The 23,680-nt window shown below is 55.8% G+C and carries 24 protein-coding genes; 15 read left to right on the forward strand and 9 right to left on the reverse strand.

Annotated features, from left to right (window positions below; all coding sequences use genetic code 11):
• Window positions 1-42: 42 nt before the first annotated feature.
• The 4 genes from fbaA to tkt all read right to left on the reverse strand — a co-directional run bounded on the left by fbaA (window position 43) and on the right by tkt (window position 5,780).
• Window positions 43-1,122, reverse strand: a complete 1,080-nt coding sequence (gene fbaA, locus AC2TE5_RS18760; RefSeq protein ID WP_029739216.1) for a class II fructose-bisphosphate aldolase — start codon at window positions 1,120-1,122, stop codon at window positions 43-45.
• A gap of 92 nt (window positions 1,123-1,214) precedes the next feature.
• On the reverse strand, window positions 1,215-2,378 hold the full coding sequence (gene pgk, locus AC2TE5_RS18765) for a phosphoglycerate kinase (protein ID WP_032660073.1): 1,164 nt from the start codon (window positions 2,376-2,378) through the stop codon (window positions 1,215-1,217).
• 49 nt (window positions 2,379-2,427) lie between these two features.
• Window positions 2,428-3,447 (reverse strand): erythrose-4-phosphate dehydrogenase, encoded by a 1,020-nt coding sequence (epd, locus tag AC2TE5_RS18770; RefSeq protein WP_023333324.1) that lies wholly within the window; start codon window positions 3,445-3,447, stop codon window positions 2,428-2,430.
• Between the two features lie 341 nt (window positions 3,448-3,788).
• Window positions 3,789-5,780 (reverse strand): transketolase, encoded by a 1,992-nt coding sequence (tkt, locus tag AC2TE5_RS18775; protein ID WP_484612177.1) that lies wholly within the window; start codon window positions 5,778-5,780, stop codon window positions 3,789-3,791.
• 272 nt (window positions 5,781-6,052) lie between these two features.
• Here tkt and loiP point away from each other — a divergent pair, with 272 nt between their 5' ends.
• Both loiP and AC2TE5_RS18785 read left to right on the forward strand, forming a co-directional pair.
• Window positions 6,053-6,811, forward strand: a complete 759-nt coding sequence (loiP, locus tag AC2TE5_RS18780) for a metalloprotease LoiP (protein ID WP_021242066.1) — start codon at window positions 6,053-6,055, stop codon at window positions 6,809-6,811.
• A 209-nt stretch (window positions 6,812-7,020) separates the two neighbouring features.
• The gene (locus tag AC2TE5_RS18785; RefSeq protein ID WP_047650175.1) at window positions 7,021-8,289 is read left to right on the forward strand and encodes an OprD family outer membrane porin; all 1,269 of its coding nucleotides are present in this window, start codon (window positions 7,021-7,023) and stop codon (window positions 8,287-8,289) included.
• Between the two features lie 52 nt (window positions 8,290-8,341).
• Here the strand turns inward: AC2TE5_RS18785 and speB are convergent, their stop codons facing one another.
• The 4 genes from speB to AC2TE5_RS18805 form a co-directional block, all read right to left on the reverse strand.
• Complete coding sequence (gene speB, locus AC2TE5_RS18790) at window positions 8,342-9,262, reverse strand: agmatinase (protein WP_014071686.1); 921 nt, start codon at window positions 9,260-9,262, stop codon at window positions 8,342-8,344.
• Window positions 9,263-9,492: 230 nt separating this feature from the next.
• Window positions 9,493-11,469 (reverse strand): biosynthetic arginine decarboxylase, encoded by a 1,977-nt coding sequence (gene speA / locus AC2TE5_RS18795; protein WP_023309121.1) that lies wholly within the window; start codon window positions 11,467-11,469, stop codon window positions 9,493-9,495.
• Between the two features lie 8 nt (window positions 11,470-11,477).
• Window positions 11,478-11,609 carry an acid stress response protein YqgB gene (gene yqgB, locus AC2TE5_RS18800; RefSeq protein WP_127312443.1) on the reverse strand — a complete coding sequence of 44 codons (132 nt, stop codon included), beginning with the start codon at window positions 11,607-11,609 and terminating at the stop codon, window positions 11,478-11,480.
• Between the two features lie 94 nt (window positions 11,610-11,703).
• The gene (locus tag AC2TE5_RS18805) at window positions 11,704-11,847 is read right to left on the reverse strand and encodes a hypothetical protein (RefSeq protein WP_419095425.1); all 144 of its coding nucleotides are present in this window, start codon (window positions 11,845-11,847) and stop codon (window positions 11,704-11,706) included.
• Between the two features lie 425 nt (window positions 11,848-12,272).
• Between AC2TE5_RS18805 and metK the strand changes: the two genes are divergently transcribed.
• From metK to ruvX, 8 genes are all read left to right on the forward strand, one after another.
• Complete coding sequence (gene metK / locus AC2TE5_RS18810) at window positions 12,273-13,427, forward strand: methionine adenosyltransferase (RefSeq protein ID WP_213330265.1); 1,155 nt, start codon at window positions 12,273-12,275, stop codon at window positions 13,425-13,427.
• A 333-nt stretch (window positions 13,428-13,760) separates the two neighbouring features.
• Window positions 13,761-15,158, forward strand: coding sequence for a galactose/proton symporter (gene galP, locus AC2TE5_RS18815; RefSeq protein WP_484612178.1), 1,398 nt, complete (start codon window positions 13,761-13,763; stop codon window positions 15,156-15,158).
• Between the two features lie 58 nt (window positions 15,159-15,216).
• Window positions 15,217-15,714 (forward strand): SprT family zinc-dependent metalloprotease, encoded by a 498-nt coding sequence (locus AC2TE5_RS18820; protein WP_045888327.1) that lies wholly within the window; start codon window positions 15,217-15,219, stop codon window positions 15,712-15,714.
• Between the two features lie 94 nt (window positions 15,715-15,808).
• A complete protein-coding gene (gene endA / locus AC2TE5_RS18825) occupies window positions 15,809-16,516 on the forward strand; it encodes a deoxyribonuclease I (RefSeq protein WP_023333343.1) in 708 nt (235 codons plus the stop codon).
• Between the two features lie 51 nt (window positions 16,517-16,567).
• A complete protein-coding gene (rsmE, locus tag AC2TE5_RS18830; protein WP_484613362.1) occupies window positions 16,568-17,299 on the forward strand; it encodes a 16S rRNA (uracil(1498)-N(3))-methyltransferase in 732 nt (243 codons plus the stop codon).
• Window positions 17,300-17,318: 19 nt separating this feature from the next.
• The gene (gene gshB / locus AC2TE5_RS18835) at window positions 17,319-18,266 is read left to right on the forward strand and encodes a glutathione synthase (protein WP_047173570.1); all 948 of its coding nucleotides are present in this window, start codon (window positions 17,319-17,321) and stop codon (window positions 18,264-18,266) included.
• Between the two features lie 87 nt (window positions 18,267-18,353).
• Window positions 18,354-18,914, forward strand: coding sequence for a YqgE/AlgH family protein (locus AC2TE5_RS18840; RefSeq protein ID WP_008499752.1), 561 nt, complete (start codon window positions 18,354-18,356; stop codon window positions 18,912-18,914).
• Window positions 18,914-19,330 (forward strand): Holliday junction resolvase RuvX, encoded by a 417-nt coding sequence (gene ruvX, locus AC2TE5_RS18845; RefSeq protein WP_021242076.1) that lies wholly within the window; start codon window positions 18,914-18,916, stop codon window positions 19,328-19,330. Before AC2TE5_RS18840 ends, ruvX begins: the two co-directional genes overlap by 1 nt.
• A 10-nt stretch (window positions 19,331-19,340) precedes the next feature.
• Here the strand turns inward: ruvX and AC2TE5_RS18850 are convergent, their stop codons facing one another.
• Window positions 19,341-20,321 (reverse strand): type IV pilus twitching motility protein PilT, encoded by a 981-nt coding sequence (locus AC2TE5_RS18850; protein ID WP_484612179.1) that lies wholly within the window; start codon window positions 20,319-20,321, stop codon window positions 19,341-19,343.
• Between the two features lie 17 nt (window positions 20,322-20,338).
• Between AC2TE5_RS18850 and AC2TE5_RS18855 the strand changes: the two genes are divergently transcribed.
• From AC2TE5_RS18855 to hemW, 5 genes are read left to right on the forward strand one after another with little or no spacing between them, the layout of a single operon-like run.
• The gene (locus AC2TE5_RS18855) at window positions 20,339-21,040 is read left to right on the forward strand and encodes a YggS family pyridoxal phosphate-dependent enzyme (protein ID WP_484612180.1); all 702 of its coding nucleotides are present in this window, start codon (window positions 20,339-20,341) and stop codon (window positions 21,038-21,040) included.
• 21 nt (window positions 21,041-21,061) lie between these two features.
• On the forward strand, window positions 21,062-21,628 hold the full coding sequence (locus AC2TE5_RS18860) for a YggT family protein (RefSeq protein WP_121424612.1): 567 nt from the start codon (window positions 21,062-21,064) through the stop codon (window positions 21,626-21,628).
• Window positions 21,625-21,921: a DUF167 family protein YggU gene (yggU, locus tag AC2TE5_RS18865; RefSeq protein WP_213330271.1), complete on the forward strand. Its 297-nt coding sequence runs from the start codon at window positions 21,625-21,627 to the stop codon at window positions 21,919-21,921. Before AC2TE5_RS18860 ends, yggU begins: the two co-directional genes overlap by 4 nt.
• A 3-nt stretch (window positions 21,922-21,924) precedes the next feature.
• A complete protein-coding gene (locus AC2TE5_RS18870; protein ID WP_048979374.1) occupies window positions 21,925-22,518 on the forward strand; it encodes an XTP/dITP diphosphatase in 594 nt (197 codons plus the stop codon).
• On the forward strand, window positions 22,511-23,653 hold the full coding sequence (gene hemW, locus AC2TE5_RS18875; RefSeq protein WP_484612181.1) for a radical SAM family heme chaperone HemW: 1,143 nt from the start codon (window positions 22,511-22,513) through the stop codon (window positions 23,651-23,653). Before AC2TE5_RS18870 ends, hemW begins: the two co-directional genes overlap by 8 nt.
• Window positions 23,654-23,680 lie beyond the last annotated feature (27 nt).

Here is a 23,680-nt window from a genome sequence, read left to right on the forward strand (position 1 = left end):
GGCCCGCATTTGCGGGCCTTCTGATGCTGTTAGCAGCTCAAATTACAGAACGTCTACCGCGTTCAGCTCTTTGAATGCCTGCTCCAGACGAGTAATCATAGAAGTCTGGGCAGCGCGCAGCCATACGCGTGGATCGTAGTATTTCTTGTTCGGCTGGTCTTCGCCTTTCGGGTTGCCCAGCTGACCCTGCAGGTAAGCTTCGTTAGTTTTGTAGTACTGCAGGATACCGTCCCATGTTGCCCACTGGGTGTCGGTATCGATGTTCATTTTCACTACGCCGTAGCTTACGGAGTCTTTGATTTCCTGAGCAGAAGAACCGGAACCGCCGTGGAAGACGAAGTTCAGGCTGTTGTGCGGCAGGTTGTGTTTCTTAGAAACGTATTCCTGAGAATCACGCAGGATGGTCGGGGTCAGAACCACGTTACCTGGTTTGTAAACGCCGTGTACGTTACCGAAGGACGCCGCAATGGTGAAGCGTGGGCTGATTTTGCTCAGCTCGGTGTAAGCGTAATCAACGTCTTCTGGCTGGGTGTACAGTGCAGAAGCGTCCATGTGGCTGTTGTCCACGCCGTCTTCTTCACCGCCGGTGCAACCCAGTTCGATTTCCAGGGTCATGCCCATTTTGGCCATGCGCGCCAGGTATTTGGAGCAGATTTCGATGTTTTCGTGCAGTGACTCTTCAGACAGGTCGATCATGTGAGAAGAGAACAGTGGCTTACCGGTAGCTGCGAAGTGTTTTTCACCCGCATCCAGCAGACCGTCGATCCACGGCAGCAGTTTCTTCGCGCAGTGGTCAGTGTGCAGGATAACTGGAACACCGTAGTGTTCAGCCATCTGGTGTACGTGGTGCGCACCAGAGATAGCACCCAGGATTGCAGCACCCTGAGGAATGTCAGTCTTCACGCCTTTACCTGCGATGAACGCAGCACCGCCGTTAGAGAACTGAACGATAACTGGAGCTTTAACTTTAGCAGCAGTTTCCAGTACGGCGTTGATGGAGTCGGTACCCACGCAGTTAACTGCTGGCAGAGCGAAGTTGTTTTCTTTAGCTACCTGGAACACTTTCTGTACGTCATCACCAGTGATAACGCCAGGTTTTACGAAATCAAAAATTTTAGACATGTTGCTTAGTCCTGTATCTTCGGCCGTTAGAAAAGGTGCGAGCTCTTAAAAGCGCGCTGAAAATTGGGCAGGTTTCCCTGCCCTTGAATGGCTTACTTCTTAGCGCGCTCTTCGAGCATTGCTACTGCTGGCAGTACTTTGCCTTCCACGAATTCGAGGAATGCGCCGCCACCAGTGGAGATGTAGGAGATTTTGTCAGCGATACCGAACAGGTCGATTGCTGCCAGGGTGTCACCACCGCCTGCGATAGAGAACGCTTCGCTGTCTGCGATAGCGTTAGCAACGATTTCAGTACCTTTGCGGAAGTTCGGGAATTCGAACACGCCAACAGGACCGTTCCACAGGATAGTTTTTGCGTTTTTCAGGATTTCAGCCAGTTTCTGTGCAGAAACGTCGCCCAGGTCCAGAATCTGTTCTTCATCTTTGATGTCGTTTACAGATTTCAGGGTCGCGGTTGCGGTTTCGGAGAACTCGGTCGCTACGCGAACGTCAGTTGGCACCGGGATATCGCAGGTGGTCAGCAGGCGTTTAGCTTCGTCAACCAGGTCTGCTTCGTACAGGGATTTACCCACGTTGTGGCCCTGAGCGGCAACGAAGGTGTTCGCGATGCCACCGCCAACGATCAGCTGGTCAGCGATTTTAGACAGGGAATCCAGAACGGTCAGTTTGGTAGAAACTTTAGAACCACCAACGATAGCCACCATTGGACGAGCAGGTTCTTTCAGTGCTTTACCCAGCGCTTCCAGTTCGTCAGCCAGCAGAGGACCCGCACACGCTACGTCTGCGAATTTACCGATACCGTGGGTTGACGCCTGTGCACGGTGAGCCGTACCGAAGGCATCCATCACGAATACGTCGCACAGCGCAGCGTATTTTTTGGACAGGGTTTCGTCGTCTTTCTTTTCGCCTTTGTTGAAGCGAACGTTTTCCAGAACAACCAGTTCACCGGCAGCAACTTCAACGCCGTCCAGGTAATCTTTCACCAGGCGAACCGGGCTGGACAGTTTGTCTTTCAGGTAATTAACAACCGGCAGCAGAGAGAACTCTTCGTTGTACTCGCCTTCAGTTGGACGACCCAGGTGGGAGGTGACCATCACTTTCGCGCCCTGCTTCAGAGCCAGTTCGATGGTTGGCAGAGATGCACGGATACGCGCGTCGCTGGTCACTTTGCCATCTTTAACCGGTACGTTCAGATCGGCACGGATGAAAACGCGTTTACCAGCCAGATCCAGATCGGTCATCTTAATTACAGACATGGTGAATCCTCTCGTTGATTCTTAAAGTTTTGCAGACGCACAATGCGTCTTACCTGAAACCTTGAGCGGCCATTGCTAACGTGGTGTCGAGCATTCGGTTAGCAAAGCCCCATTCGTTATCACACCAGACCAGCGTCTTGATAAGGTGTGCGCCACTGACTCTCGTTTGCGTGCCATCGACGATGGCGCTGTGCGGGTCGTGGTTAAAATCTACTGAGACCAACGGTAATTCCGTATAGTCAACTATACCATGAAATGCCCCCTGTGCCGCTTTTTGCAGCAACAGGTTGACTTCACAGGCTTTTACCGGTTTTTTCACCGTCACGCTGAGGTCGATCGCGGTCACGTTAATCGTTGGGACACGCACGGCAATCGCTTCAAACCGGTCGTTAAACTGCGGAAAAATTCGGGTGATCCCTGCCGCCAGTTTTGTATCCACCGGAATGATTGACTGGCTCGCCGCACGAGTGCGTCGTAAATCCGGATGGTAGGCGTCGATAACCTGCTGATCGTGCATGGCGGAGTGAATCGTGGTCACGGTGCCGGATTCAATGCCATACGCATCGTCTAACAGTTTGATGACCGGAATAATGCAGTTAGTGGTACAGGAGGCGTTGGAAACAATGCGGTGTTCGGCCTGCAGCTCATGCTGGTTGACGCCAAACACGACGGTCGCGTCGAGGTCGTTACTGCCGGGATGAGAAAACAGGACTTTTTTCGCGCCGGCAGCCAGATGCGCTTCGCCATGTTCGCGGTTGCCGTAGACACCGGTACAGTCAAGCACCACATCCACACCCAGTTCACGCCAGGGTAGCCCGGAGATGCTGTTCTCATGCAGCACACGAATAGCGTCATCACCCACAAAAAGCTGATCTCTTTCCTGGCGAACATCCCAGGCAAAGCGTCCGTGGCTGGTGTCATATTTCAACAAATGCGCCATGCCCGTAGCATCCGCCAGTTCATTGATTGCCACCACGGTTATTTCCGCCCGACGTCCGGATTCATACAAAGCACGAACCACATTACGTCCGATGCGACCGAAGCCATTAATCGCTACGCGTACGGTCATAGATCTCCTGCAAAGCAATCCCTGAGTTTGAGGTGGCTGAAAGAGTAATCCAGCTACGCCCGAAGGGGAATCCTTGCTGTCACAAACTGCGATTGATTGGTCAATTGTCGAACATTTAATCGACTGAAACGCTTCAGCAAGAATAAGCGAATCGGGGAATAAAAGGAATGTCTGTCCAGATGAATAAGCGAGCTATATGACTTGCGTCACATTTTAGGTGGAATAATTTACGCCGAGGGAAAAGCAAAACGGTAACCGAAAGGTTACCGTTTTTAGTGTTTGCACCCTCTCCCCGTGGGAGAGGGCCGGGGTGAGGGCATCAGCCCGCACCGTACAAGCAATTACAGCAGTTCTTTCGCTTTCGCGACAACGTTCTCAACGGTGAAGCCGAACTCTTCGAACAGCAGCTCTGCCGGAGCAGACTCACCGAAGGTGGTCATACCGACGATGGCACCGTTCAGGCCCACGTATTTGAACCAGTAGTCAGCGATACCCGCTTCCACTGCCACGCGAGCGGAAACCGCTTTAGGCAGAACGGATTCACGGTAAGCGGCATCCTGCTTGTCGAACGCGTCGGTAGACGGCATGGAAACCACGCGTGCTTTCACGCCTTCGGCAGTCAGTTTTTCCCACGCGGCAACAGCCAGTTCAACTTCAGAACCGGTGGCGATGAAGATCAGCTCTGGCTGGCCCGCGCAATCTTTCAGCACGTAACCACCGCGAGCGATGTTCGCCAGCTGCTCTGGCGTACGCTCCTGCTGTGCCAGGTTCTGACGGGAGAGGATCAGCGCGGTTGGACCGTCCTGACGCTCAACGCCGTATTTCCACGCCACCGCGGATTCAACCTGGTCACATGGACGCCATGTGCTCATGTTCGGGGTCACGCGCAGGGAAGCCACCTGCTCTACCGGCTGGTGAGTTGGGCCATCTTCACCCAGACCGATGGAGTCGTGGGTGTAGACCATCACCTGACGCTGTTTCATCAGCGCGGCCATACGCACAGCGTTACGTGCATATTCAACGAACATCAGGAAGGTAGAGGTGTACGGCAGGAAACCACCGTGCAGGGAGATACCGTTGGCAATCGCAGTCATACCGAATTCACGTACACCGTAATGGATGTAGTTACCGGCAGTGTCTTCGTTGATCGCTTTAGAACCGGACCAGATAGTCAGGTTAGAAGGCGCGAGGTCTGCGGAGCCGCCGAGGAATTCAGGCAGCAGAGGACCGAACGCTTCAATCGCATTCTGAGACGCTTTACGGCTCGCGATTTTAGACGGGTTCGCCTGCAGCTTAGCGATGAATTCGTTCGCTTTCGCGGCGAAGTCGGACGGCATATCGCCTTTCATACGACGGGTGAATTCAGCCGCTTCCTGCGGGAACGCTTTCGCATAGGCAGCGAACTTCTCGTTCCAGGCCGCTTCTTTCGCCTGGCCTACTTCTTTTGCATCCCACTGAGCGTAGATCTCAGATGGGATTTCGAATGCAGGGTGTTTCCAGCCCAGCGCTTCACGGGTCAGTGCGATTTCCGCATCGCCCAGCGGTGCGCCGTGGGAGTCGTGAGTACCCGCTTTGTTCGGCGAACCGAAGCCAATGATGGTTTTGCACATCAGCAGGGACGGTTTGTCCGTTACAGCGCGCGCTTCTTCCACTGCACGTTTAATCGAGTCAGCATCGTGGCCATCAACGCCACGCACAACGTGCCAGCCGTAGGCTTCGAAACGTGCTGCGGTGTCGTCGGTGAACCAGCCTTCAACGTGACCGTCGATGGAGATACCGTTGTCGTCATAGAACGCAACCAGTTTGCCCAGCTTCAGGGTACCTGCCAGGGAGCACACTTCGTGAGAAATGCCTTCCATCATGCAGCCGTCGCCCATGAACGCGTAGGTGAAGTGGTCTACGATGTCGTGACCAGGACGGTTGAACTGCGCCGCCAGCGTCTTCTCAGCAATCGCCATACCCACAGCGTTAGCAATACCCTGACCCAGCGGGCCGGTGGTGGTTTCTACGCCAGCGGTGTAACCCACTTCCGGGTGACCTGGAGTTTTAGAGTGCAGCTGACGGAAGTTTTTCAGCTCTTCAATTGGCAGATCGTAGCCGGTGAGGTGCAGCAGGCTATAGATCAGCATAGAGCCGTGGCCGTTGGACAGCACGAAGCGGTCGCGGTCAGCCCATGACGGGTTCTGCGGGTTGTGGTTCAGGAAATCACGCCACAGGACTTCGGCGATATCAGCCATACCCATAGGAGCCCCTGGGTGGCCGGATTTGGCTTTCTGTACTGCGTCCATGCTCAGCGCACGAATAGCATTAGCAAGCTCTTTACGTGAGGACATTTTAACTCCAGATCGGACTGTTAAAGGCCATGCCCTTGACGACAGCGCGTTTTGGGCTACGCCGGAAAAAAGTGCCAACAATGTAACCCAAGCCGCAAGTCATGTACATGGAGCATTCTTTTGCTTGTTAAGAAATCTCTGGATCATGCTCGCATGTTGCGCAATCTACTCGCCCGGCTCTGTCGATATTCCTTATACTTAGCCCGACACCGCCTTCGCTGACGGTGCATTTTTCGGATTTTATTCAGATTAACGAGTACGGAAGCAACCTCATGAAAATGCGTGCAATAGTGCTGGCCCTGGGTACAACGCTCCTGCTGAGCGGCTGTCAGAATATGGATTCTAACGGTCTGATGACGTCAGGCGCAGAGGCCTTTCAGGCCTATTCCCTGAGCGATGCGCAGGTGAAAGCGCTGAGCGACCAGGCCTGTAAAGATATGGACGGAAAAGCCACGCTTGCGCCAGCTAACAGTACCTACACGCAGCGTCTGAATAAGATTGCTTCCGCGCTGGGCGACAACATCAACGGCCAGCCGGTGAACTACAAGGTGTACATGGCGAAAGACGTGAACGCCTTCGCGATGGCGAACGGCTGTATCCGCGTCTATAGCGGGCTAATGGACATGATGACCGACAACGAAGTGGAAGCGGTCATCGGCCATGAAATGGGCCACGTTGCCCTGGGCCACGTGAAGAAAGGGATGCAGGTTGCCCTGGGCACCAATGCCATCCGCGCGGCGGCGGCTTCAGCGGGCGGTATTGTTGGCAGCCTGTCGCAGTCACAGCTTGGTGACGTGGGTGAAAAGCTGGTTAACTCTCAGTTCTCACAGCGCCAGGAGTCCGAGGCGGATGACTACTCCTACGATCTGTTGCGCAAACGCGGCATTAATCCATCAGGTTTAGCCACCAGCTTCGAAAAACTGGCCAAGCTGGAAGCGGGACGCCAAAGCTCCATGTTTGACGATCACCCTGCCTCAGAAGAACGCGCACAGCATATTCGCGACCGCATGGCCGCAGACGGAATTAAATAATTTTACCGGGAGGCAGTTTTGCCTCCCTTTTATTTCGCATGAATTGTTAACTTAACAGCACGTATCGATAACACCCCTGAAAGCCGCGCCAAATCTGCCCTATCACATTGAAATGTCTGGTCACATAATTATTGCAAAGGTGATTTTTTCCGGTAATTATCACCCCGTAGTTATTCAAATTAATATATCCAGACAGAGACGTTCCCTCCGTGAAAAAAGAATTATCATTAATTGCTTTAAGTTTATTTGCCGCATTACCTGCCGCCGCAAGCCAGCAATCCGACAGCCAGGGTTTTATTGACGACAGCCATCTGGATCTGTTTTTACGCAATGCGTATATCAGCCGCGACTACCATCAGGGCCAGCAGGACAAAGCAGAATGGGGTCAGGGGATCATCGCCACCTTTGCATCCGGCTATACCGAAGGGCTGGTGGGCTTTGGTGTGGACGGTATTGCTCAATACGGCGTGCGCCTGGACGGCGGCCGTGGCAAAAGCGGCGCAGGCGGCATCGACTTCTTTAAGCAGGAAGACGATGGCCGGGCAAAATCCGATCTGGCAAAGTTTGGCGCTACCGCCAAAATGCGCATTTCAAACACCGTGCTGAGCTACGGAAATCAGCGTCCTGAGCTGCCTATCATCAATGCAGACAGCTCCCGCCTGCTGTTTGAAAGCTACACTGGCACCATGCTCACCTCGAAAGAGATCGACGGTCTGGAAGTCAACGCTGGTTACTTCACCGACGAGCAGCGTAAAAGCGATGACCGCCACGACAGCGGACTGAAAAGCCTCTCCTTCGGCGGTGCGAGCTATCAGTTTAACGACCAGTTCAGCGGCGCGCTTTACGCCTCTCATAATGAAGAGGTGATGAACAAGCAGTACCTGGGCATGAACTTCAAACAGCCGTTCAGCACCGGGCAGCAGCTGGTGCTCGACTTCAACGGCTATAACTCCCGTCTGGACCAGGGTTACGCGGACAGCCTCGACACGGGCCGCAGCAACACCATCTGGAGCCTGGCGGCGAGCTACATCTGGGACATTCACACGTTCAAAGTGGCGTACCAGCAGAGCAGCGGCAGCACCGGCTACAACTACGGCGGCTATCGCGACAAGGGCGGCGTGGGTGACGGCGGTAACACCATCTGGCTGGCGAACTCCTACTGGTCTGATTTTAACGGCGAAGATGAACGTTCCTGGCAGGCATCCTACGGTCTGGACTTTGGCGGTCTTGGCCTGCCGGGCCTGAGCTGGACCACCGCCTACGTGCGCGGCGATAACATCAAAACCTCTGAAACCAGCAACGGCAAAGAGCACGAGTGGTTTAACCAGATCCAGTACCAGGTGCAGGATGGCCCGGCGAAGGATCTGAAGCTGAAACTGCGCTACTCCGTCCTGCGCGTCTCCAGCAACGCCAGCGAGTACAACGTGGGCGGGGACGAGATCCGCGCTTACGTGGAATACCCGTTTAACGTGTTCTAAAGGCAATAAAAAACCTCTCAAGAGAGAGGTTTTTTTTTACGCCAGGCGAGGCTTACTCGCCTTTCTTAGCAGCCTGGATGTAGAGCATCTCCAGCGCCAGAGTCGCCGCCGCCAGCGCGGTGATCTCGGACTGATCGTACGCAGGCGCCACTTCCACCACGTCCATCCCGACAATGTTCAGATCCTTCAGACCTCGCACCAGCTTGATGGCACGATCTGAGGTCAAACCGCCGATGACCGGCGTACCGGTGCCCGGTGCAAATGCCGGATCCAGGCAGTCGATGTCGAAGGTCAGATACACGGGCATATCACCCACGATCTGCTTCACCTGAGCGATGATGTCATCGACGCCGCGATCGTTAACCTGGCCCGCATCCAGCACGGTGAAACCGTTGTCTTTGTCGAACTCGGTACGAATACCGATCTGCACGGAGTGGTTCGGGTCGATCAAACCTTCGTTCGGCGCGGTGAAGAACATGGTGCCGTGGTCAAACTCACAGCCGTTCGCGTAGGTGTCGGTATGTGCATCGAAGTGCACCAGCGCCATTTTACCGAAGTGCTTGGCATGGGCGCGCAGCAGAGGCAGGGTCACGAAGTGGTCGCCGCCGAAGGAGAGCATGCGCTTGCCGGCAGCCAGCAGCTTCTCGGCGTGCGCCTGCAGCTTTTCGCTCATCTCACGCGCGTCACCGAAGGCGTACACCAGGTCACCGCAGTCCACCACGTTCAGGCGCTCGCGCATGTCGAAGTTCCACGGGAAGCGGTTGTGCTCCCAGGCCAGGTTCGTGGAAACCTGACGAATCGCTGCCGGGCCGTGACGACCACCCGCGCGGCCAGATGTTGCCATATCGAACGGCACGCCGGTGATCACCCAGTCAGCGTCACTGTCGTACGGCTGGAAGTTCATCGGAAGGCGTAAAAAACCAAACGCGTTAGATACCAGAGAGTTATCGTACTGATGACCTAAAGTGCTCATGTCCTGACCTCTTTTAAAGTCGATACATTAAAAACAGATGAAAAAAAATCCCCTCCGCGTCGTTAAACCCGACGAGGAAGGGATTGATTCGTAAATCGCTTATTGGGGCGAATTATCGCCGGTAATGCATACGGGTTCAAGTGAGTATAGCATTCTGCCGGATGACGGCTTCGCCTTATCCGGCCTACATTCGTAGGCCCGGTAAGCGCAGCGCCACCGGGCATCAGCGGCTACTCGTCTTCCAGGTAGGTGTACCCGTACAGACCCGCTTCAAACTCTTCCAGGAACTGTTGCTGGAGCGCATCGTCCAGACCGGTGTTTTTCACCTGGTCGCGGAACTGGGTGAGCAGTTTTTTCGGATCCAGCTGAACGTATTCCAGCATGTCCGCCACGGTGTCGCCTTCATCGGACAGCTCGATTTCTACGTTGCCGTCAGGGAAGACAAACACGTCCACCGCTTCGGTATCACCGAACAGGTTGTGCATGTTGCCGAGGATCTCCTGATACGCGCCGACCATAAAGAAGCCCAGCATCGGCGGGTTCTCCGGGTCGTACTCCGGCATTGGCATCGTCGTTGCGATACCGTCGCCGTCAACGTAGTGGTCGATAGCACCGTCGGAATCACAGGTGATGTCCAGCAGCACCGCACGGCGTTCCGGCGCGTGGTTCAGCCCTTCCAGCGGCAGAACCGGGAACAGCTGGTCGATACCCCAGGCATCCGGCATCGACTGGAACAGCGAGAAGTTGACGTAAATCTTATCCGCCATACGCTCCTGCAGCTCGTCGATAATCGGACGGTGCGCGCGGTTGCTCGGGTCGAGCTGTTTCTGCACTTCATGGCACATGTTCAGGTAAAGCTGCTCCGCCCACGCGCGCTCCTGCAGGCTAAAGGTGCCTGAAGAATACCCCACGTGAATGTCATGCAGGTCCATCTGGCTGTCGTGCAGCCATTCGCGCAGGGAACGACGCGTGCCCGGCTCGTGCATTTCCTGCCAGGTTTCCCACATGCTTTGCAAGGAACGCGGGGCATCGTCTGCCGGAGGCGTTGCCTCGGAGATTTCGCTACGCTCAACGCCGATGATGTTAGAGACCAGCACCGTATGGTGCGCGGTCACCGCGCGACCGGATTCGGTGATCACCGTCGGGTGCGGCAGGCCGTTCTCTTCACAGGCATCGCCGATCGCCCAGATGATATTGTTCGCGTATTCGTTCAGGCCGTAGTTCACCGAGCAGTCAGACTGCGAGCGGGTCCCTTCGTAGTCCACGCCGAGGCCGCCGCCCACGTCGAAGCACTGAATATTCACGCCAAGCTTGTGCAGCTCCACGTAGAACCGCGCGGATTCACGCACGCCGGTGGCGATGTCGCGAATGTTGGCCATCTGCGAGCCGAGGTGGAAGTGCAGCAGCTGAATGCTGTCCAGACGACCGCGCTCGCGCAGAATTTCCACCAGCTGCAGCACCTGGTTTGCCGCCAGGCCGAACTTGGATTTTTCACCGCCGGAGGACTGCCATTTACCGGAACCTTGCGACGCCAGACGCGCACGCACGCCAAGGCGTGGCACCACGTTCAGACGCTCAGCCTCTTCCAGCACGATGGCGATTTCGGTCATCTTTTCGATAACCAGATAGACCTTGTGGCCCATCTTCTCGCCAATCAGCGCAAGACGAATGTATTCACGGTCTTTATAGCCGTTACAGACGATCACCGAACGGGTCATGCCCGCATGCGCCAGAACCGCCATCAGCTCCGCTTTGGAGCCTGCTTCCAGACCCAGCGGCTCGCCGGAGTGGATCAGGGATTCAATCACGCGGCGGTGCTGGTTCACCTTGATCGGGTAAACCAGGAAATAGTCGCCTTTATAGCCGTAGGACTCACGCGCGCGCTTGAAGGCGGCGTTAATAGAACGCAGGCGATGTTGCAGGATCTGCGGGAAGCAGAACAGTGCAGGCAAACGCTGGCCCTGAGCTTCACGGGCTTTCACCAGTTTAGCAAGGTCCACGCGCGCTTCAGGGACGTCCGGATCCGGGCAGACGCTGATGTGGCCCAGTTCGTTAACGTCGTAGTAGTTATTGCCCCACCAGGCAATATTGTAAGTGCGCAGCATCTTGCTGGCTTCCTCGGAGCTCATCGCAACCTCCTGCATAGAACGTAGTACACCCTGTTCGCCCGCTGACGAAGGCGAAAAAGAAGACATGTCGTCAGACATAGCGAACCTCAACTCTTTGTATTAAGTGTAAAACAGTTGACTACTATCGCAGCGTTATACGGCGATAACAACCCATAAACGGCTCCGTTTCCCAGCAGAGTATGCTGAAAACCAGACCGTGCGACCGGTTTCTTATTCATATCATTGTAAAACACGTATCCGAACTCTGTATGACAAGGTTCGGCGAAACCACGAGAAAACTCTTGTATTAACAAGAGCGCCCTTGTTCAGTTTTCACAGAGCGTGACCGGCCCTTGAATCCTGAGAAGCGCCGAGATGGGTATAACATCGGCAGGTTTGCAGACTAGAAATGCGGGTTGCGGGAATCAAATGCGCGCCAGAACGGCTGCGCTGAATGTGCGGAAAACGATGGTTCATTATCTCGTATCACCTCCACGGCCGCCTCTGCTGAAACGGACCACAAGCCAAAGCTAAAAGTTCACTGCTTAACCCGGCTGGAAGTGGCGACACGATGAGTTCATCGAGCGCTTATTTTATATGAGCCGCGCGCCGCGTTTTATACCGAGAACAGGGGTAAAAAGCAAAAGATAAATGTGCGTGTTGCCGGGGCCGTCAGGAATTATTGCCAGCCGCAATTTCAACTGAGTGAGAGGTTAGTCAAAAAAAACTGGAAATCGGGCGAAGAAGTGACCTAAAATAGCCATCCAGATGTTAATCCATCTATACTGATTAACACTCATACTGCCAGTGTCAAAAACCTGCAGGCCTTGGTAGAATTATCTCCTTTGGCTATTCCGCACAGCAGCTTGAGCTAACCAAATTCCTCTTAGGTGAAATAAAACATGGCAAAACACCTGTTTACGTCCGAGTCCGTATCAGAAGGACATCCTGATAAAATTGCTGACCAAATCTCCGATGCGGTGCTGGATGCGATCCTGGAGCAGGATCCAAAAGCGCGCGTAGCGTGTGAAACCTATGTCAAAACCGGCATGGTTCTGGTTGGCGGTGAGATCACCACCAGCGCATGGGTTGATATCGAAGAGATCACCCGTAACACGGTGCGTGAGATCGGCTATGTGCATTCTGATATGGGCTTTGATGCCAACTCCTGCGCGGTACTGAGCGCAATTGGCAAACAGTCTCCAGACATCAACCAGGGCGTTGACCGTGCCGATCCGCTGGAACAGGGCGCGGGCGATCAGGGTCTGATGTTCGGCTATGCAACCAACGAAACCGACGTGCTGATGCCAGCACCGGTCACCTACGCACACCGTCTGGTGCAGCGTCAGGCTGAAGTGCGTAAAAACGGTACCCTGCCGTGGCTGCGCCCGGATGCGAAAAGCCAGGTCACCTTCCAGTACGACGACGGCAAAATCGTCGGTATTGACGCAGTGGTTCTGTCTACCCAGCACTCCGAAGATATCGATCAGAAATCCCTGCAGGAAGCAGTGATGGAAGAGATCATCAAGCCGGTTCTGCCGACCGAATGGCTGAGCTCTGCGACCAAATTCTTCATCAACCCAACCGGACGCTTCGTTATCGGCGGCCCAATGGGCGACTGCGGTCTGACCGGTCGTAAAATCATCGTTGATACCTACGGCGGCATGGCGCGTCACGGTGGCGGTGCATTCTCCGGTAAAGATCCGTCTAAAGTTGACCGTTCTGCGGCGTACGCTGCACGTTATGTGGCGAAAAACATCGTTGCTGCCGGCCTGGCTGACCGCTGCGAGATCCAGGTTTCCTACGCTATCGGCGTGGCTGAACCAACCTCCATCATGGTTGAAACCTTTGGTACTGAAAAAGTGCCTTCAGAACAGCTTACGCTGCTGGTGCGCGAGTTCTTCGACCTGCGTCCATACGGCCTGATTCAGATGCTGGATCTGCTGCACCCAATCTACAAAGAAACCGCGGCATACGGTCACTTTGGTCGTGAACATTTCCCATGGGAAAAAACCGACAAAGCCGCCCTGCTGCGTGAAGCTGCCGGTCTGAAGTAATCGACTGACAGCGTTAAAAAGGCCAGCCTTTGTGCTGGCCTTTTTTTATGCTTGAAACCGATTACACCATGCCGAATATAACCCGCTTTCAGAATAATCTCTTTGCCTGATCGTCTTTCTTCTGCTGTTACATTTCATTTCAGTTAAGTCCGAAATTCTAACAAACGCGATGCACATCACCTCGTTTACCTCTATATTTTCAAAGCTTTAATTATTTTTACGGTTTCGCGTTAGTGTAACCGATTACACCTATGTGATTAATCTCACATATTTTTACGGGTCACTCACCTACCCTTTACATCAATAAAACTGATAACCCAACTGGAGGGCATAATGCCTGACAATAAAAAACAGGGGCGTACGTCCAACAAGGCGATGACATTCTTCGTCTGTTTCCTCGCTGCCCTGGCAGGATTACTTTTTGGCCTGGATATCGGCGTGATTGCCGGTGCATTACCTTTCATCACTGACGAGTTCCAGATCAGCGCTCACACCCAGGAATGGGTGGTCAGCTCCATGATGTTTGGCGCTGCCGTCGGGGCCGTCGGCAGCGGCTGGCTCTCCTTCAAGCTCGGGCGTAAAAAGAGCCTGATGATTGGCGCGATCCTGTTCGTTGCCGGTTCACTCTTCTCTGCCGCAGCGCCTAACGTTGAGGTTCTGCTGGTTTCCCGCGTGCTGCTCGGCCTGGCCGTGGGCGTGGCGTCCTATACCGCCCCGCTTTACCTGTCTGAAATCGCGCCGGAGAAAATCCGCGGCAGTATGATTTCGATGTATCAGCTCATGATCACCATCGGTATTTTGGGCGCGTACCTTTCCGATACCGCGTTTAGCTACAGCGGCGCATGGCGCTGGATGCTCGGCGTGATCATCATCCCGGCCATTCTGCTGCTGATTGGAGTCTTCTTCCTGCCGGACAGCCCGCGCTGGTTTGCCGCAAAACGTCGATTCCACGATGCCGAACGCGTACTGATGCGCCTGCGCGACACCGGCGCCGAAGCGAAAAACGAGCTGGAAGAGATCCGCGAAAGCCTGAAGGTCAAACAGTCCGGCTGGGCGCTGTTTAAAGAGAACAGCAACTTCCGCCGCGCGGTGTTCCTCGGCGTACTGCTTCAGGTGATGCAGCAGTTCACCGGGATGAACGTCATCATGTATTACGCGCCAAAAATCTTTGAGCTGGCGGGCTACACCAACACCACCGAGCAGATGTGGGGGACCGTCATCGTGGGTCTGACCAACGTGCTGGCGACCTTTATCGCCATCGGTCTGGTGGACCGCTGGGGACGTAAGCCAACCCTGACGCTGGGCTTCCTGGTGATGGCGGTCGGGATGGGTGTCCTCGGTACCATGATGCATGTGGGCATTCACTCACCAACCGCCCAGTACTTTGCGGTAGGTATGCTGCTGATGTTTATCGTCGGGTTTGCGATGAGCGCCGGCCCGCTGATTTGGGTGCTGTGCTCTGAGATCCAGCCGCTGAAAGGGCGTGATTTTGGTATCACCTGCTCTACCGCAACCAACTGGATTGCCAACATGATCGTCGGCGCAACGTTCCTGACCATGCTCAATACCCTGGGCAACGCGAACACCTTCTGGGTCTACGCCGGTCTGAATATCTTCTTTATTGTGCTGACTATCTGGCTGGTTCCTGAAACCAAACACGTTTCTCTGGAACATATTGAACGTAACCTGATGAAAGGTCGTCCTCTGCGCGAAATCGGCGCCCACGACTGATCCTCATGCGGGGGGCGCCTCTTGCGCCTCCCCGCTTCGCGCTTTATGCTCTGCCCCTATGAAAGCACCCCGTCTCCCCATTGCCCTTCAGCAAGCCGTTATGCGCTGCCTGCGGGAAAAACTCGCCCAGGCGAACCTGAAGCTCGGTCGCAATTACCCTGAACCTAAGATCGTTTATCAGCAGCGCGGCACCGCGGCCGGCACCGCCTGGCTCGAGCCTTATGAGATCCGCCTTAACCCGGTGCTGATGATGGAAAACCAGCAGGCGTTTATCGAGGAAGTGGTACCGCACGAGCTGGCGCATCTGCTGGTGTGGAAACACTTCGGACGCGTCGCGCCCCACGGGAAAGAGTGGAAGTGGATGATGGAAGCGGTACTCGGCGTTCCGGCACGCCGTACCCATCAGTTCGAGCTGGAATCGGTGCGCCGCAATACCTTCCCCTACCGCTGCCAGTGTCAGCAGCATCAGCTTACCGTCCGCCGCCATAATCGCGTGGTGCGCGGCGAGGCGACTTACCGCTGCGTCAAATGCGGCGAGCCGCTGGTTGCGGAATAATCATCTGAACTTTCAGGAACTTTCCTGATCTGACTGATTGCATACGGGAACAACATTCGTTACGTTGCGGGCTCGTTTTGACACGGAGTGTAAGATGTCCCGTAATTTTTCTCTCGCGGTCGCCTTTCTGACGACGGCGCTCTCAGGCCATGCTCTGGCCGACGGTATCAACAGTTTTTCCCAGGCTAAGGCAGCAGGCGTGAAGGTGAACGCCGATGTGCCGGGCGATTTCTACTGCGGCTGTAAAATTAACTGGCAGGGTAAAAAAGGGGTCGTTGACCTTGAGTCCTGCGGCTATAAGGTGCGTAAAAACGAAAACCGCGCCAGCCGTATCGAATGGGAGCATGTCGTTCCGGCCTGGCAGTTTGGTCACCAGCGCCAGTGCTGGCAGGATGGCGGACGTAAAAACTGCGCCAAAGATCCGGTTTATCGCCAGATGGAAAGCGATATGCATAACCTGCAGCCTGCCGTAGGTGAAGTGAACGGCGACCGCGGTAATTTCATGTACAGCCAGTGGAACGGTGGCGAAGGCCAGTACGGCCAGTGCGGTATGAAGGTTGATTTTAAAGAGAAAGTCGCCGAGCCCCCTGCCCGCGCGCGCGGCAGTATCGCCCGCACCTACTTCTATATGCGTGACCGTTACGACCTCAACCTCTCCCGTCAGCAGACGCAGCTGTTCAACGCCTGGGACAAGCAGTACCCGGTGACGGAGTGGGAATGCCAGCGCGACGAACGTATCGCCAGAGTCCAGGGGAATCACAACCCTTACGTCCAGCGGGCTTGCCAGGCGCAAAAGAGCTAACCTACACTACGGCAATTCGCTTATATCGCATGACACATGGAATTTCTGACTATGCGCATTCCCCGCATTTACCATCCTGAACCGATTACCGCAGGCCGAGAAATCGCCCTGTCTGATGACGCCGCCAACCACGTTGGCCGCGTGCTGCGCATGGGCGCAGGTCAGGCAATACAGCTGTTCGACGGCTCGAACCAGGTTTTCGACGCGGAAATCACGCGGTCGGATAAAAAAAGCGTACACGTTAACGTGCTGCGTGGCGAAGTAGATGACCGGGAATCACCGCTGCACATCCATCTGGGCCAGGTGATGTCGCGCGGCGAGAAAATGGAGTTCACCATTCAGAAATCCATTGAACTGGGTGTAAGCCTCATTACGCCACTTTTTTCTGAGCGCTGTGGCGTTAAACTGGATGCGGAACGTCTGAACAAAAAGATCCAGCAGTGGCAGAAAATCGCCATTGCGGCTTGCGAACAGAGTGGCCGCAACCGTATTCCGGAGATCCGCCCGGCGATGGATCTGGAGGAGTGGTGTGCTGAAGAGGACAGCGGGCTGAAGCTCAATCTTCATCCGCGCGCCAGCGCCAGCATCAATACGCTGCCCCTGCCCGTTGAGCGCGTACGCCTGCTGATTGGCCCCGAAGGCGGCCTGTCGGCGGATGAAATTGCGATGACGGCACGTTACCAGTTTACTGATATTCTGTTGGGACCTCGCGTTCTGCGCACTGAGACAACGGCACTCACGGCCATTACCGCGCTACAGGTACGGTTTGGCGATCTGGGTTGAAGCATTAACGGAGAAGAACATGATCAAGCTCGGCATCGTGATGGACCCCATCGCAAACATTAACATCAAGAAAGATTCCAGCTTCGCCATGCTGCTGGAAGCGCAGCGTCGCGGCTATGAACTCCACTATATGGAGATGAACGATCTTTACCTGATCAACGGTGAAGCCCGCGCGCGCACCCGCATCGTTAACGTCGAGCAGAACTACGACAAATGGTACGAATTCGGCACCGAGCAGGACATTGCCCTGGCCGATCTCAACGTCATCCTGATGCGTAAAGATCCGCCGTTCGACACCGAATACATCTACTGCACCTATATCCTTGAGCGTGCTGAAGAGAAAGGCACGCTGATCGTCAACAAGCCGCAGAGCCTGCGCGACTGCAACGAGAAGCTCTACACCGCCTGGTTCTCTGACCTGACGCCGGAAACCCTGGTGACCCGCAGCAAAGCGCAGCTGAAGGAATTCTGGCAGAAGCACGGCGATATCATCATGAAGCCGCTGGACGGCATGGGCGGCGCGTCGATTTTCCGCGTGAAAGAGAGCGATCCGAACATTGGCGTGATTGCCGAAACGCTGACCGAGCTGGGCACGCGTTACTGCATGGCGCAGAACTATATTCCGGCGATCAAAGACGGCGACAAACGCGTTCTGGTGGTGGATGGCGAACCGGTTCCTTACTGCCTGGCGCGTATCCCGCAGGGTGGCGAAACCCGCGGTAATCTGGCCGCCGGTGGCCGTGGAGAACCCCGTCCGCTGACCGAAAGCGACTGGGAAATTGCCCGCCGCGTTGGCCCGACCCTGAAAGCCAAAGGCCTGATCTTCGTTGGCCTGGATATCATCGGCGATCGCCTGACCGAAGTGAACGTCACCAGCCCGACCTGCATTCGTGAAATTGAAGCGGAATTCCCGATTTCGATCACCGGAATGCTGATGGACGCTATCGAAAAACGTTTACAGAAATAACCTAACAATACTATTAGTGACAGCGCCTGTGTTTGTCCCCATACTGGGCGCTGTCGCTTTTTAAACCAGGAAACAGTACCTCTGACAATGAATTTACAGCATCACTTTCTTATTGCCATGCCTGCTCTCCAGGACCCGATTTTTCGCCGCGCCGTGGTGTATATTTGTGAATACAATGAAGACGGCGCGATGGGCATTATCATCAATAAACCGCTGGAAAATCTTCAGGTTGAAGGAATTCTGGACAAGCTGAAAATCCCGGCTGAAGCGCGACTGCCGGAAATCCGGCTTGATAAACCCGTGATGCTGGGTGGACCTCTTGCAGAAGATCGCGGTTTTATCCTGCATACGCCGCCGGTATTCTCTTCCAGCATTCGCATCTCCGACAACACCGTTATCACGACATCGCGTGACGTGCTCGAAACGCTGGGCACCGCAGAGCAGCCTTCTGAAGTGCTGGTTGCGCTGGGGTATTCGTCGTGGGAGAAAGGCCAGCTTGAGCAAGAGATACTCGATAACGCCTGGCTTACCGCGCCTGCGGACATGAACATCCTGTTTAAAACCCCTATCGCCGATCGCTGGCGTGACGCGGCGAAGCTGATTGGCATTGATATCCTGACCATGCCAGGCGTAGCGGGGCACGCCTGATGAGCGGCACACTTCTGGCCTTCGATTTTGGTACCAAAAGCATTGGCGTCGCCGTGGGTCAGCGCATCACCGGTACCGCGCGTCCGCTCACGGCCCTGAAGGCTAATGACGGCACGCCAGACTGGAATCTTATCGAGCGCCTGCTCAAAGAGTGGCAGCCGGATGACGTGATTGTTGGGCTGCCGCTGAACATGGATGGTACAGAACAGCCGCTTACCGCCCGGGCGCGTAAATTCGCCAATAAAATCCATGGCCGCTTTGGTGTCTCAGTGAAGCTTCACGACGAGCGTCTTAGCACCGTCGAAGCGCGTGCGGGCCTGTTTGAGCACGGCGGCTTCCGGGCGCTCAACAAGGGCAGCGTGGACTCCGCTTCAGCAGTCATCATCCTCGAAAGCTATTTCGAACAGGGCTTTTAGACTCAGGGGCCTACAGCCGCCCCTGCGCCCGTCTCTCCGCCAGGCTCTGGTCAAAGCTCTGCATTCCTGCCTGCTGACCGGTCTGGATGATGCCGGGCAGTTGCCACGTTTTCCCTTCACGAATAAGATTCGCCGCCGCTGCGGTGTTTACCAGCAGTTCATACAGCGCAACGCGCCCGCCCTGGAGATCGGGAAGCAGCTTTTGCGCCAGCACCGCCCGCAGGCTGCCGGCCAGCTGGTTACGCACCGGATCTTTCTCCTGCGCCGGGAACGTATCGACCAGCCGTTCAATCGCCTGCGATGCCCCGCGCGTGTGCAGCGTCGCCAGTACCAGATGTCCGGTTTCCGCCGCCGTCAGCGCCAGGCGGATCGTTTCGCTGTCGCGCAGCTCTCCCAGCAGAATAACGTCCGGATCCTGGCGTAAGGCACTGCGCAGCGCTTCGGCAAATGACGGGCTGTGCTGGCCTATCTCCCGCTGCTGGATCAGGCAACGCTCGCTCTGGTAGATAAACTCCACCGGATCTTCAAGCGTGAGGATATGACCGTCAGCATGGCGGTTAAGAAAATCGACCATCGCCGCCAGCGTAGTGGATTTACCGCTGCCGGTTGCCCCTGTCACCAGAATCAACCCGGCGTCATTGGACAACAGTTCCGGGATTGCCCGCGGCGCGCCCAGCGAAGCGAGCTGCGGGCAGGTACGCGGCAACAGCCGCAGCGTCACAGAGATCCCGCTCATCTGCTTAAAGGCACTGCCGCGCAGACGCTGGCCTCCCGTTACCGTCGCGGCAAAGTCCACCTGCCCGTTCGCCCACCAGGTTCCCTGCTGCTCATCGTTGAGCCACGCTTTTAATAACGCCCCAACGTCGGGAGGCGGAAAGGGAGCAGGCTCAAGCCGGCCTAATCTGCGCCAGCGCGGCGGTGAATCACTGCACAGGTGTAGATCGGAGACGTTATGCTTTACACTAAGGGCCACAATTTCTTCCACATCCATAGACTACTCCTCGGAAAATGAACGACATTGCGCATAACCTGGCACAGGTCCGGGACAAAATCTCAGCCGCCGCAACGCGTTGCGGCCGGGCTTCAGAAGAAATTACGCTGCTTGCAGTTAGCAAAACCAAGCCTGCGAGCGCCATCGCAGAAGCCATTGATGCAGGCCAGCGGGCGTTTGGTGAAAACTACGTGCAGGAAGGCGTGGATAAAATTCGCTACTTCCAGGAACAGGGAAAGACGAGTCTGCAATGGCACTTTATTGGCCCGCTGCAGTCGAACAAAAGCCGTCTGGTGGCAGAGCACTTCGACTGGTGCCATACCATCGACCGTCTGCGTATTGCTACCCGTCTGAATGACCAGCGTCCGGCAGAAATGTCGGCACTCAACGTGCTTATTCAGGTCAACATCAGCGACGAAAACAGCAAGTCCGGCATTGCGCTGAGCGAACTGGACGCGCTGGCCGCAGAGGTGGCCGACCTGCCGCGCTTAACCCTGCGCGGGCTGATGGCAATTCCGGCGCCTGAGTCAAGTTATGAAAGGCAGTTTGCCGTGGCACAGCAAATGGCTGTAGCATTTGAGGCGCTTAAAGCGCGCTATAACACGGTAGACACGCTTTCTTTGGGCATGTCGGATGATATGGAAGCCGCCATCGCGGCAGGCAGCACTATGGTGCGCATCGGCACGGCAATTTTCGGTGCGCGCGACTACTCAAAATAATAAGGAAACCTGAGGAACGCCATGAAGACGTTGACTTTCCTGCTCTCAACTGTGCTTGAGCTGTATACGATGGCGCTTTTGCTGCGCGTCTGGATGCAGTGGGCCCGCTGTGATTTTTACAATCCGTTCTCGCAGTTCGTCGTGAAAATCACGCAACCTATTGTCGGACCATTGCGCCGTATTATCCCGGCCATGGGCCCCATCGACAGTTCGTCTCTGCTGGTGGCGTTTATTCTGAGCGTTATCAAAGCGATCGTGCTGTTTATGGTCATCACCTTCCAGCCGATTATCTGGATTGCTGCGGTCCTGATTCTGGTCAAAACCGTCGGCCTGCTGATTTTCTGGGTGCTGCTGGTCATGGCCATTATGAGCTGGGTGAGCCAGGGGCGTAGCCCGGTGGAGTATGCTTTGATTCAGCTGGCCGAGCCGCTGCTGCGTCCGATCCGCAACCTGCTTCCGTCTATGGGCGGCATCGATTTTTCCCCGATGATCCTGGTTCTGCTGCTCTATGTGGTCAACATGGGGATCGCTGAGCTGTTACAGTCCACGGGCAACATGCTGCTGCCGGGGCTGTGGATGGCGCTATGAGTGCAGTAAGCACCTGCGCTGACGGGCTGGTCTTGCGGCTGTATATTCAGCCCAAAGCCAGCCGTGACACTATTGTTGGGCTGCATGGCGACGAGTTAAAAGTCGCCATCACCGCCCCGCCGGTTGACGGCCAGGCGAACGCGCATCTGACCAAATATCTGGCAAAACAGTTTCGCGTCGCCAAAAGCCAGGTCATCATTGAAAAAGGTGAACTTGGGCGACATAAACAGGTAAAAATCCTTAATCCGCAATCTATCCCGACGGAAGTCGCGGCTCTGAAAGAACAGGACTAAACCATGCAGAAAGTTGTTCTCGCGACCGGCAACGCCGGTAAAGTGCGCGAGCTGGCCTCGCTATTAAATGATTTTGGGCTGGACGTGGTCGCCCAGACCGATCTTGGCGTGGAGTCCGCCGAAGAGACGGGGCTGACGTTTATCGAAAACGCGATCCTGAAAGCACGCCACGCCGCGCAGATTACCGGCCTGCCAGCAATTGCCGACGACTCCGGCCTGGCCGTGGATTTTCTCGGCGGTGCGCCGGGGATTTACTCCGCGCGCTACTCCGGCGTTGACGCCACCGACCAGCAGAATCTGGAAAAGCTGCTTGTCGCCCTGAAAGACGTCCCGGACGAACAGCGCACCGCGCAGTTCCACTGCGTACTGGTCTATATGCGTCACGCGGAAGACCCTACGCCGATCGTCTGCCACGGCAGCTGGCCGGGCGTGATAACCCGTGAAGCGGCTGGCAACGGCGGCTTTGGCTACGACCCGATTTTCTTTGTCCCGACCGAGGGCAAAACCGCAGCGGAACTGACCCGCGAAGAGAAAAGCGCGATTTCCCACCGTGGACGCGCGCTGAAACTGTTACTGGAAGCACTGCGTAATGGCTAATTTGCCGCCTCTGAGTCTTTATATTCACATCCCGTGGTGCGTGCAGAAATGCCCGTACTGCGATTTCAACTCGCACGCGCTGAAGGGCGAAGTGCCGCACGATGACTACGTTGCGCATCTGCTGGCCGACCTGGACGCCGATGTACCTTACGCACAGGGACGTGAAGTTAAGACCATTTTCATTGGTGGCGGTACGCCGAGCCTGCTGTCCGGCCCGGCGATGCAGACGCTGCTGGACGGCGTGCGTGCGCGCCTGAACCTGGCGGCGGATGCTGAAATTACGATGGAAGCCAACCCCGGCACCGTTGAAGCCGACCGTTTTGTCGACTATCAGCGCGCGGGCGTGAACCGCATCTCCATCGGCGTGCAGAGCTTTAGCGAACCGAAGCTAAAGCGTCTGGGTCGCATTCACGGCCCGGAAGAGGCGAAGCGCGCGGCCAACCTGGCGACCGGGCTTAATCTTCGCAGCTTCAACCTCGATTTGATGCACGGCCTGCCGGATCAGTCGCTGGAAGAGGCGCTGGACGACCTGTGTCAGGCGATCGAACTCAACCCACCGCACCTGTCGTGGTATCAGCTCACCATCGAGCCAAACACGCTGTTTGGCTCGCGCCCGCCGGTGCTTCCGGACGACGACGCGCTGTGGGATATCTTCGAGCAGGGCCACAGACTGCTAACCGCTGCGGGCTATCAGCAGTATGAAACGTCCGCGTACGCGAAGCCGGGCTATCAGTGTCAGCACAACCTGAACTACTGGCGCTTTGGCGACTATCTGGGGATTGGCTGCGGCGCGCACGGCAAGGTGACCTTCCCGGACGGGCGCATTCTGCGCACGGCTAAGACTCGCCATCCGCGCGGGTATATGGAAGGCCGTTATCTTGAGCGTCAGCACGACGTCGAGGCGGCAGATAAGCCGTTTGAGTTCTTCATGAACCGCTTCCGTCTGCTGGAAGCCGCGCCGCGCGCGGAATTTGCGCGTTATACCGGGCTGTCGGAGTCGGTGATTCGCCCGCAGATCGACGAGGCGCTGGCCCAGGGGTATCTCACCGAGTGTGAGGAATACTGGCAGATCACCGAGCACGGCAAGCTGTTCTTAAACTCCCTTCTTGAGCTGTTCCTCGCCGAAGAATCCTGAAGGCTGATTCAGGATTTTGCATCCCGT

The organism is Enterobacter sp. N5-15, from assembly GCF_057221635.1.

Coding starts and splice junctions, on each gene's coding strand:
- AC2TE5_RS18860 (WP_121424612.1), top strand. CDS start 21,062: ATGAAGACGTTGACTTTCCTGCTCTCAACTGTGCTTGAGCTGTATACG.
- ruvX (WP_021242076.1), top strand. CDS start 18,914: ATGAGCGGCACACTTCTGGCCTTCGATTTTGGTACCAAAAGCATTGGC.
- AC2TE5_RS18850 (WP_484612179.1), bottom strand. CDS start 20,321: ATGGATGTGGAAGAAATTGTGGCCCTTAGTGTAAAGCATAACGTCTCC.
- epd (WP_023333324.1), bottom strand. CDS start 3,447: ATGACCGTACGCGTAGCGATTAATGGCTTCGGTCGCATCGGACGTAAT.
- fbaA (WP_029739216.1), bottom strand. CDS start 1,122: ATGTCTAAAATTTTTGATTTCGTAAAACCTGGCGTTATCACTGGTGAT.
- AC2TE5_RS18870 (WP_048979374.1), top strand. CDS start 21,925: ATGCAGAAAGTTGTTCTCGCGACCGGCAACGCCGGTAAAGTGCGCGAG.
- loiP (WP_021242066.1), top strand. CDS start 6,053: ATGAAAATGCGTGCAATAGTGCTGGCCCTGGGTACAACGCTCCTGCTG.
- AC2TE5_RS18820 (WP_045888327.1), top strand. CDS start 15,217: ATGAAAGCACCCCGTCTCCCCATTGCCCTTCAGCAAGCCGTTATGCGC.
- galP (WP_484612178.1), top strand. CDS start 13,761: ATGCCTGACAATAAAAAACAGGGGCGTACGTCCAACAAGGCGATGACA.
- speB (WP_014071686.1), bottom strand. CDS start 9,262: ATGAGCACTTTAGGTCATCAGTACGATAACTCTCTGGTATCTAACGCG.
- gshB (WP_047173570.1), top strand. CDS start 17,319: ATGATCAAGCTCGGCATCGTGATGGACCCCATCGCAAACATTAACATC.
- speA (WP_023309121.1), bottom strand. CDS start 11,469: ATGTCTGACGACATGTCTTCTTTTTCGCCTTCGTCAGCGGGCGAACAG.
- AC2TE5_RS18855 (WP_484612180.1), top strand. CDS start 20,339: ATGAACGACATTGCGCATAACCTGGCACAGGTCCGGGACAAAATCTCA.
- pgk (WP_032660073.1), bottom strand. CDS start 2,378: ATGTCTGTAATTAAGATGACCGATCTGGATCTGGCTGGTAAACGCGTT.
- yqgB (WP_127312443.1), bottom strand. CDS start 11,609: ATGAATAAGAAACCGGTCGCACGGTCTGGTTTTCAGCATACTCTGCTG.
- hemW (WP_484612181.1), top strand. CDS start 22,511: ATGGCTAATTTGCCGCCTCTGAGTCTTTATATTCACATCCCGTGGTGC.
- rsmE (WP_484613362.1), top strand. CDS start 16,568: ATGCGCATTCCCCGCATTTACCATCCTGAACCGATTACCGCAGGCCGA.
- endA (WP_023333343.1), top strand. CDS start 15,809: ATGTCCCGTAATTTTTCTCTCGCGGTCGCCTTTCTGACGACGGCGCTC.
- tkt (WP_484612177.1), bottom strand. CDS start 5,780: ATGTCCTCACGTAAAGAGCTTGCTAATGCTATTCGTGCGCTGAGCATG.
- metK (WP_213330265.1), top strand. CDS start 12,273: ATGGCAAAACACCTGTTTACGTCCGAGTCCGTATCAGAAGGACATCCT.
- AC2TE5_RS18840 (WP_008499752.1), top strand. CDS start 18,354: ATGAATTTACAGCATCACTTTCTTATTGCCATGCCTGCTCTCCAGGAC.
- yggU (WP_213330271.1), top strand. CDS start 21,625: ATGAGTGCAGTAAGCACCTGCGCTGACGGGCTGGTCTTGCGGCTGTAT.
- AC2TE5_RS18805 (WP_419095425.1), bottom strand. CDS start 11,847: ATGAACCATCGTTTTCCGCACATTCAGCGCAGCCGTTCTGGCGCGCAT.